We start from the raw sequence: 8,066 nt of genomic DNA on the forward strand, positions 1-8,066 counted from the left end.
GCAGAAATTCATCATCGACCTCTGGGTGCAGAGCCAATAGTGCGCGGCCGCCACTTGTGCAATGAAGTGGAAGGTCGCCGCCCACTCCTGGCGTTACCCTCAAAACGTGTTCCGCGACAACGGCATGAACGTAGGCTAGACGCCGGCCACTCATGCGGCAGAGGACGACTGTCTCCCGCAGTTGTTTTGAGAGCAGTTCGAGATGAGGCCTCGTTATCGCAACGACGTCGGTGTGGACTCGTCCAATCATCCGCATTAGAGCAGGACCCAGCCTCACACCCTCGCCACGGTCAGCCTGGACGAGTTCTTCTTGGCACAGGGCCGAAACAATACGCTGAACCGTTGAACGCGGAAGATTGACTATCCGCGAAATCTCGGCCAAACGCATACCTCCCGGCTCGTCGCTCAGGACGTTCAAAATCCTGGCTGCCCTCGCTATCACCTGAATCGAATTGGACTTGTCGTCGCTCAGTTCGTCGCTCATTGCATTTGTTTGCATCAAAGAGAAAGTCGGGCTCTAGGTACATGCCTCAGGACCTATCCTAACTTGGAGTTTGAATTGAAGAAGCTCGGAATAACCCGCATCTCGGGACATGCGCCCGCATCGTGGGTTTTACGTTGGCACATCGACCCATTTCGGTGTTGCGCCGTCGAGGCCCTATCGAGGATGCTTTTGCGTGGAAGGCGAAACGTGCTCCCAAAATCCGGAGAATCTATGTCGGACGATGTCGCAGGCACTGCAGGCTACGCGGAAAATGCCGCTCAAATGATTGAACAGTCGGAACGCATGTCGTTTGCCGACCTTCATAGCGACGTGGCAAGCCTCCTTCCAGAAGCGCCCGCGCTAATTCTCGACGTCGGAGCCGGCAGCGGCAGAGACGCGGCAGCGCTAGCTGAGATGGGCCACAGCGTTGTTGCGGTCGAGCCCGTGGATGAGCTTCGCAACTTCTGCTCAACACGCCATAGGTCCAGTCGAATCGAGTGGGTCGACGACAGTCTTCCAGACCTCAACGTGGTGCGTTCGATGAATCTCGCGTTCGACGTGGCCATGCTGACGGCCGTATGGATGCACCTTGATACGTCGGAGCGCGTGCACGCGATGCGCCAATTGAGTTCACTTTTACTTTGCGGCGGTCATGTCCTGATGACGATACGGCATGGCCCGGTCCCCGCGGGACGTCGCATGTTCGAGGTAGCAGACGAGGATACCGTGCAGCTAGCTGCAGATTGCGGCCTACGTTGTGTGTACATCGACACGACCGGTTCCATCCAAGAGTCGAATCGAAACCAAGGTGTCACCTGGGCGCGTCTCGCATTCAGGCGAAACTGAAGCCCACTTCAGAACAGGACCTCAACGAACAAACGCGCCTTCGATGGCGGGTTACGGCTTGTCCGTCTGTTGTCAACTCGCGATTCATCATGTTCCGCCAATACGAATTCGAGCCGGATTACCTACCGCCGTCGTCCCTGCCGGAACGTCGCGAGTAACGATGCTGCCGGCCCCAATCAATGCGTCGTCACCGATTGTGACTCCCGGAAGAATGATGGCGCCCGCGCCTATCCAAACGTTCCGTCCAATCCGAATGGGACGACCGAATTCCAAGCCACCTGCTCGGACCGCTGGGTCGCGCGGATGGTCAGCGGTCAGAATCTGCACGCCCGTGGCAATTTGCGTCATATCGCCGATTTCCACTGCCACGACGTCGAGGATAGTGCAGCCGCAATTCAGAAATACGCCAGCCCCCAGCGTTATGTTGTATCCGTAGTCACAGAAAAACGGCGGACGAACCATCGAGTCCGCTCCGACATTGGCGAACCGGCCTTTCAACAGTTGGTATCGCTCGGCAAGCGGCATGTCGATGTTTGCGTTGAACCGCTGCAGCCACGCCCGGGCCTCAGCCTGGTCAGCCTGTATCTCCGGCGAATTGGCCGTGTACAACTCGCCCGCCAGCATCTTCTCCTTCTCTGTTTGGACCATATATACCTCGCGTTCAAGGCTAGGCGGTTCGCGACCGTGACGTCACGTAGCATAACTCCAACGAGAAGCTTGTAGCCTGACGGTCAAATTACTCACATGTCGTCGCCTTCTTGGTCAGGTCAGAGCGGTGTCACTGCCGTGTGTAGTTGAGGCCGATGCGTCGAGGCGACTAGAGTTGGCGTGCCAGATGGTCTCCGGAGTGCGTTAGCGTCGCTCGCTGGCGTCACACAGCTTAATTCAATAAAGCCCCACGCGTTGGGCGCGACGCCCTATGAAAACCGCCTTACCGAAAGAAATGCAGCGTCGAGAAGCGTCGACGATACTCAGTTACATCAGGAGCAACCTCTTCAGGTGGCAGCGTCTCTGTCAATCGAGTGTGACCTCGCGTGAGTAGTAGCCGCACACGTGTTGACTCAAGCCTTTACTGTCACGGCCCGAACTAAGGTTCTCGGGGCAGCACGACGGCCGTGCAGGCGGAAGCACTCAGAAAAAAAACTTATGCGCCAGGTCCGCCAAACCAATCACGATTTCAAGTGCAATAAGCCCTATCACATACCATTCGAGGCGGTGAACGTGTTTGGTGTCCACGATTTCGGCCAAGGTTTGCGCAGTTCCCGAAATCAACTGCAACTTGCGTTCAAGCGCGGCTTGCCGCTCGTGCAGCTCGTATTCGTCCTCCAATAGTGCGTAAAGGCCGCCGAGCTCCGGGTGTTCCCAAAGGGTCTCCGGCTTGTCGCCGATTTCGGCCCGACCAACCATGCGGTGTTCGATGAGGAGCATCCCGCCGATTTTTGAGAGCAGCGTCTTGGCGTCCGCGCTCACCTTTCCTGTTCTCGCCAGTTCCGATGCCAACGGAATAATGCTATCGAACTCGCTCGCGGTCTTGTCTTCATACATCGACAGCACAAGGCTTTTGCTGAGGCTGTCCGCTATCACCTGAGCCTTTTCCAACGTCAGCGCATCGAGCCAGACCGCACCACCCTGCACACCAACGTTCGTTTTGCCGCTCTGGATGGCAATTTCTTCAAGCTGAGGTCGCCCGTACGCGTTGTGCAGCAACGGGGCTAACGAGGAGAGAAACCGTTGTTCATCATCAAGCGACACACCAAAAAACACGACGACGCCGTATCTGAAAAGAACGGCGACGCCGTCGGAGCCCGCGACCGTTACCGTCAGCGGTGTCGTGGCGAGCGAATCGGTGATTTTGAAATTCTTGAGGTCAATCCGGTCGGCGATGAGATGCGCACGTGCCTGTACCTGCGGAAGCGAGCTGATGGCGAGATTCGACATTGGGTCACTTCAATCCGTTGAAGTCATCGAAAGTATACCTTCGAGTCCTGTCCGCCCTATTAATGCAGGGCGCGATGGAAATAGTCCGCGCTTCTGTACACTGCGAGCGGTTCACCGCCGAGTGCAAGATGCTCGGCGAGGCGGAGACTTCACGTGTCCACAGTCGGCGCGATTTCTTACTACGTCTTCTTCCTGGGAAGTGGGTTGCGAGGTTAACCGTGCTGCTTACATATTTCGCTTTTTGAATGCCCCTTGGTGAAGTAGAGCCCAGCATTATCCTAAGCCAGGCCTTCAGACACGTTCCAAAGCATCGTGAGATGCCCCTCGGAGCCAGCGTCGCCCGTCAGCCGTTCGTCTCAGGGCGCTAACTTCGCCACCCTGTCCAGTGTCTCAAGACTATCCCACAGTACCGGTTGTCCCATGGCCGCTGCCGTTGATGTCCGACCAGCCATGCGGCAGCTGACCAAATAGGTAGGCTGCTCAAAGTATACGTCGCTGGAAGGGCCATAATTTGGCCGCAGCCCAGCAATTCGAGAAAAGTGTCGGCCTGCACGAGAGAGTTTCGATGAAATATTTGCTGAGCAGCACTAGGGCGATACGAGCACGCGTCTACGGCCGCCGGCCGCTTCGTCTGAGTTTGACCGTCCAACTGCCAAGCTGCTTGGTCGGTGCCGACAACCCCGCTCGTTGCGATTTCGTTGAGCGCAATATTCTGGTCGAAGTCGATAAGATGCATCTTTAACGTACGAGCCATTTCATGCTTGCTCTCAAGCTCGCCCTGGTCCCCTCTTTCCTCTGGTTCATCTCGCTGTCGGGCAAATGGTGGGGACCAAAGGCGGCGGGATGGCTCGCCGGCTTTCCCGTTGTGGCCGGGCCGATACTCTTTCTGCTTGCAATGGAGAAGGGGCCGGAATTCGCTGCGCAAGCGGCGATGCTCTCTGTTTCCGCAATCTGCGCTTCTGAGGCGTTCAACTTCACTTATGCGTGGGCTTGCCGGACGGCGAGATGGCCGACCGCTTTTGCGCTGGCCTTGGTCTGCTGGCTCTTGGTCGCATCTGTGCTGTCCAAACTGCCTGCTACTTTGCCGTGGTGCATCGGCGTCGCCTTCGTGGCAGTTGTAATCGGTCAGCGTTTTCTTCCGCGCAGCACAGTCGAAGTATCGGGACTACCGCTTCGACTTCGAGACTTGGCGATGCGAATGTTCCTGGGTGCCTTGCTCACGGTGGTAGTCACCTATCTCGCTGCTGTGGTTGGGCCGAAGTGGAGTGGCTTGCTAGCGGTCTTTCCACTGCTCGGAAGCATCCTGTCGGTATCATCGCACCGTGCTCACGGTTCAGAATTTGTTGTTTCGTTGCTCCGAGGGATGGTCCTCGGCCGCTTCTCATTTGCCGCATTCTGTCTGACGCTCGCCGTGCTGCTGCCCATCCAAGGCATTGGCATTGCTTTCGGCATCGCGCTAGTGCTGGCGATGCTTGTTCAATGGACCACACGAATGATTGCAAACACGGCTTCGGAGACTTGCAGCCGAAACGCACAACGCTGCCAACGAAGGAACAAGTCATGACCAGCGCAGAACTGACCGAAATTCCCAGCCGAGAACTGGTCCATCTACTTGACTGGATGGTTTGGGAGATGAACCACCGAGGGCGCGAGGACGTCCTGATGTGGCGCAAAGAGTTATTGTCCCGGAGCGACGCTGAATCGACAGATGTGACGCGAGCTATCGCCGTTTGCGACGATTACCTGGCGCCGGAGGGCTCGGAGGAAGCTCGGCTCGCCCAAGCGAAGGCGTGGCCTGACCTCGAGCCGTAGCGCGGGAGAGAAGGTGACGAAGAGTTTATCCGCCTCCGGCGCGCGTGCGTCTACATGCTGTCAGTGCTTCGGCTCGCTCTTGGTAATTGCGCCGGAATGTGGGTCGACATGCAACTCGTAGATTCGTCCGTCTTTCGTCGCTTCGCCTTCCCAGTGACCGTCGTCTGCCTTCAAATAAGCGTTCGCGTAGCCTTGCTCGCCGAGCTTTTGTATCGCTTGCTCCTTCGGCATCCAGTCCGGTCCTGGCGTGTCGGCATACGCCACCGACGCCCCCGCGAGTATCGCCGCCGCGACAAATGTGGGTAGTTTCCCTGCAGTCATAGATTCTCCTGCGTTGGAATCGTGGGCTACTCGCAAGGTTTGTTCCTCGCCAACTTCTCGACTTGACACGCTGCTCCGCCGACTTTAATGTCCGGGCAGCCGTGATTCCGGTCGGTCCCGGTCGCGCGTTTTTCGTCAGAGTGGAGGCGAACATGCAGACGTTTTGGGCGCGCGAGCCATACGCGCTGAACGTACAAGTGCAGGATTTCCAGAGTGCAGTCATTGAACCGACGCGTCCTATCACGGCCGGGTTCGTAGCGGTCGTTTCAATTTCTCTATCGTCTATGGCCGCTCCAGTGTTCCCACCCTTGATGCTGGGCGATGACAGCGGAAACGCCTTCGACAATGAGTCGGCCGCCCTGTCAGCGGGTGTCGATGCCGCCAACAGAATGCTGGATGACCTGCTGGCGTGAGCATTAGACGAGACCGGAGCGACCTTCAGCCGAGCCTACTGGCATTGACCGCCACGTCTGATTGAGCTGACCTTACGGCCTTGGTTTCTAATGCGATTCGGACTTGTCGTCCGGCACGTCCTCCGACTTCGCACGCCGCGAGTGCTTCGAGAGCCGTGCCTTGACGGTGCGGACGAGTTGCAATATCTCCGCTCGCATGTACCAAGGCCACCACGCGATGTGATAAATCCAGAGAATCCAACCGCGGGCACCGGTCCGCCAACGGCGGGGAACTCCATCGGTAGGAAAGCTCTCCAGGTCGCGATGCCCGATGCAGACCGCTCCGACGAAGAGCCAGAGTAAAGCCAACACTAGGGTCGGCAGAGATACAAGGCAGGCCGTGCCGAGTATGACGGCCGGCAAGCTGACTTCGATGCCTGAGCGCGACTTCATTACGGAGCTCGCGAGAGAACCTCAGAAGTCTCTAGGCTATATCATTCGGAACTTAGCCGCCCGTCATTCATGGCCCCGCCGGGGTTGGCGATGACGAATTAGAACCGGCCTGCACGTTCAACTAAACGCTGAGTCTATGAAACGCAGAGCGACGGTCATTTGTGAGCGCGACGGACGAGTTCTCCTCGTCGCACGAGCACGGGGTCGGTGGGCCTTTCCCGGCGGCCGAGCGAAGCCCGGCGAGGAGTTATCCGATGCAGCCGTTCGCGAGCTGAAAGAAGAGACGGGGCTCGATGCTGTGCATGTACGATATGCGTTCCAGTTTCGCGGCTTGCAGACTCGGCACTTTGTGTTCGTAGTGACCGTTGGTCCCAAGGCCGAGCCAGTGCCCGCGAACGAGATTGCACGATGCAAATGGTGTCGTCTAGAGGAGCTACGTCGTATTGAGGCGAGCATTCCAACAAAGGGAATTGCGGAAATTTTCCTGAGGCAGGTGCGGACCGGCCGTCGCGTTCCGCTTGGGGAAGCCACTGACACCGTGACAGCGTAGCTGACTAAAGCCGCGAACGACGACCGGACGCGACGATGACAGCCGCATCTGCAGATGAGGGCAGTGCTCGTAATCCGTGACGCGATTTCTCGAATAGCGCGTCCTTGAGTTGACAGCAAATTGACTCGTCAAGACGCGGAACAGTCGCATTTGGGAGGTTGCCCACCGAACAAACAGGTCGTTACTTTTCCGAGCGTCGGCTGGCGAGCGCTTTGTTTTCTGCGATGAACGCCTGAATCTCCGGTTCATCGTCGATAAGCAGTACTACGGGCGAACGCGAGGTCAACGGAATTCGTCCCCGCCCTTCCCCACCAGTCGTGCTATTTTCCCAGGCCAAAAAGGTAGCGTTGATGAATTTTCCAGAGCAAGTTAGAGCCGGCGATTCACAGCGTGATTTTGACCGCCTTTTGTCTATCGGCTATTCAGGGCGCGCGGGAGCTTGGGGCACATTCTCGTTCGATGGCTCAAAAAAATTAATAAGAGGGGAGCAATTTTACGTAGTTGAACGCGCTGCCCCTAAGTGTCGAGTCCTAAGCTGCTGACCGCATCTGATAAGGGTCGCGACAATTCTCCCTCTAATTTCGCTCCGGGAACGCGGTGTGCGTGAGAGCGTAGGCATCTTCACTCACCAAGCGCGGTGCCTTGCCGCGTCCGCCAGAACTCAACGTTCTGAGACACCAGTCAGGGACGGCGATACGCGACAGCGTGACCCATCTAACGACTTCCAAAGTCTGTCTCACCCAGGCGCCATCGACGAGCTTCGTCCATGCCGCGCTTTGAAGGAGAACTCCATGTTTATACATAACAAACGCCTGCAATACACGGTGCGTGTCGCCGCACCTAACCCCGGCCTCGCAAATCTATTGCTTGAACAGTTTGGAGGGCCACAAGGTGAACTTGGCGCGGCGTGCCGGTATTTCACTCAAGCCGTCGGCGAAGACGACCCTGGCCGCAAAGACCTACTTTTTGACATTGCAACCGAAGAGCTCAGCCATCTTGAAATCGTGGGCTCAATCGTCGCTATGCTAAATAAGGGTGCAAAGGGTCAGCTAGCGGAGGCGGTCGAGAGCGAAGCGGAGCTGTATCGTGCAATGACCGGCGGCGGCAACGACTCGCACACAACTGCGCTGCTCTATGGGGGAGGTCCGTAAGCGGCTCGTCTCGACCGTTGTAGGGGGTGACCTCAGTACGCAGCACAATGATGTCCATCACTTTCGATTTGATGGACACCACTTTGTCAGAGTTCTCAGAGAAGAAGCCGGGTAGTCGA

9 protein-coding genes and 1 pseudogene are annotated in these 8,066 nt (G+C 57.3%); 6 read left to right on the forward strand and 4 right to left on the reverse strand.

Features of this window, described 5'->3' with window-relative positions; translation table 11 throughout:
- The coding region (locus IAG25_RS38895) for an IclR family transcriptional regulator (RefSeq protein ID WP_187609604.1) at window positions 1-484 on the reverse strand (484 nt) is incomplete at its 3' end.
- Between the two features lie 231 nt (window positions 485-715).
- On the opposite strand from IAG25_RS38895, the gene IAG25_RS38900 reads away from it, so the two are divergent.
- Window positions 716-1,330 carry a class I SAM-dependent methyltransferase gene (locus IAG25_RS38900; RefSeq protein WP_187609596.1) on the forward strand — a complete coding sequence of 205 codons (615 nt, stop codon included), beginning with the start codon at window positions 716-718 and terminating at the stop codon, window positions 1,328-1,330.
- 87 nt (window positions 1,331-1,417) lie between these two features.
- Here the strand turns inward: IAG25_RS38900 and IAG25_RS38905 are convergent, their stop codons facing one another.
- Both IAG25_RS38905 and IAG25_RS38910 read right to left on the reverse strand, forming a co-directional pair.
- The gene (locus tag IAG25_RS38905; protein ID WP_187609597.1) at window positions 1,418-1,978 is read right to left on the reverse strand and encodes a sugar O-acetyltransferase; all 561 of its coding nucleotides are present in this window, start codon (window positions 1,976-1,978) and stop codon (window positions 1,418-1,420) included.
- 483 nt (window positions 1,979-2,461) lie between these two features.
- A complete protein-coding gene (locus IAG25_RS38910; protein WP_187609598.1) occupies window positions 2,462-3,268 on the reverse strand; it encodes an RMD1 family protein in 807 nt (268 codons plus the stop codon).
- Between the two features lie 757 nt (window positions 3,269-4,025).
- On the opposite strand from IAG25_RS38910, the gene IAG25_RS38915 reads away from it, so the two are divergent.
- Window positions 4,026-4,832 carry a hypothetical protein gene (locus IAG25_RS38915; RefSeq protein ID WP_255504312.1) on the forward strand — a complete coding sequence of 269 codons (807 nt, stop codon included), beginning with the start codon at window positions 4,026-4,028 and terminating at the stop codon, window positions 4,830-4,832.
- Window positions 4,829-5,080, forward strand: a complete 252-nt coding sequence (locus IAG25_RS38920; protein ID WP_187609599.1) for a hypothetical protein — start codon at window positions 4,829-4,831, stop codon at window positions 5,078-5,080. Before IAG25_RS38915 ends, IAG25_RS38920 begins: the two co-directional genes overlap by 4 nt.
- Window positions 5,081-5,140: 60 nt before the next feature.
- On the opposite strand, the gene IAG25_RS38925 is transcribed toward IAG25_RS38920, so the two are convergent.
- Complete coding sequence (locus IAG25_RS38925; RefSeq protein ID WP_187609600.1) at window positions 5,141-5,401, reverse strand: PepSY domain-containing protein; 261 nt, start codon at window positions 5,399-5,401, stop codon at window positions 5,141-5,143.
- Window positions 5,402-5,553: 152 nt separating this feature from the next.
- Here IAG25_RS38925 and IAG25_RS38930 point away from each other — a divergent pair, with 152 nt between their 5' ends.
- The 3 genes and pseudogenes from IAG25_RS38930 to IAG25_RS38940 all read left to right on the forward strand — a co-directional run.
- Entirely contained in the window at window positions 5,554-5,814 is a 261-nt protein-coding gene (locus tag IAG25_RS38930) for a hypothetical protein (RefSeq protein WP_187609601.1), read from the forward strand.
- A 568-nt stretch (window positions 5,815-6,382) separates the two neighbouring features.
- Window positions 6,383-6,796 carry an NUDIX hydrolase gene (locus tag IAG25_RS38935; RefSeq protein ID WP_187609602.1) on the forward strand — a complete coding sequence of 138 codons (414 nt, stop codon included), beginning with the start codon at window positions 6,383-6,385 and terminating at the stop codon, window positions 6,794-6,796.
- A gap of 791 nt (window positions 6,797-7,587) precedes the next feature.
- Window positions 7,588-7,944: pseudogene (locus tag IAG25_RS38940) on the forward strand (manganese catalase family protein); the annotation flags it as partial.
- Between the last annotated feature and the right edge of the window lie 122 nt (window positions 7,945-8,066).

The sequence above is a fragment of the Caballeronia sp. EK genome (assembly GCF_014384845.1).
In the GTDB taxonomy this organism is placed as follows: domain Bacteria; phylum Pseudomonadota; class Gammaproteobacteria; order Burkholderiales; family Burkholderiaceae; genus Caballeronia; species Caballeronia jiangsuensis.

What these genes read in the sequence shown, in the direction of transcription:
- IAG25_RS38915 (WP_255504312.1), top strand. Translation starts at nt 4,026, where the DNA reads ATGCTTGCTCTCAAGCTCGCCCTGGTCCCCTCTTTCCTCTGGTTCATC.
- IAG25_RS38925 (WP_187609600.1), bottom strand. Translation starts at nt 5,401, where the DNA reads ATGACTGCAGGGAAACTACCCACATTTGTCGCGGCGGCGATACTCGCG.
- IAG25_RS38900 (WP_187609596.1), top strand. Translation starts at nt 716, where the DNA reads ATGTCGGACGATGTCGCAGGCACTGCAGGCTACGCGGAAAATGCCGCT.
- IAG25_RS38910 (WP_187609598.1), bottom strand. Translation starts at nt 3,268, where the DNA reads ATGTCGAATCTCGCCATCAGCTCGCTTCCGCAGGTACAGGCACGTGCG.
- IAG25_RS38930 (WP_187609601.1), top strand. Translation starts at nt 5,554, where the DNA reads ATGCAGACGTTTTGGGCGCGCGAGCCATACGCGCTGAACGTACAAGTG.
- IAG25_RS38935 (WP_187609602.1), top strand. Translation starts at nt 6,383, where the DNA reads ATGAAACGCAGAGCGACGGTCATTTGTGAGCGCGACGGACGAGTTCTC.
- IAG25_RS38920 (WP_187609599.1), top strand. Translation starts at nt 4,829, where the DNA reads ATGACCAGCGCAGAACTGACCGAAATTCCCAGCCGAGAACTGGTCCAT.
- IAG25_RS38905 (WP_187609597.1), bottom strand. Translation starts at nt 1,978, where the DNA reads ATGGTCCAAACAGAGAAGGAGAAGATGCTGGCGGGCGAGTTGTACACG.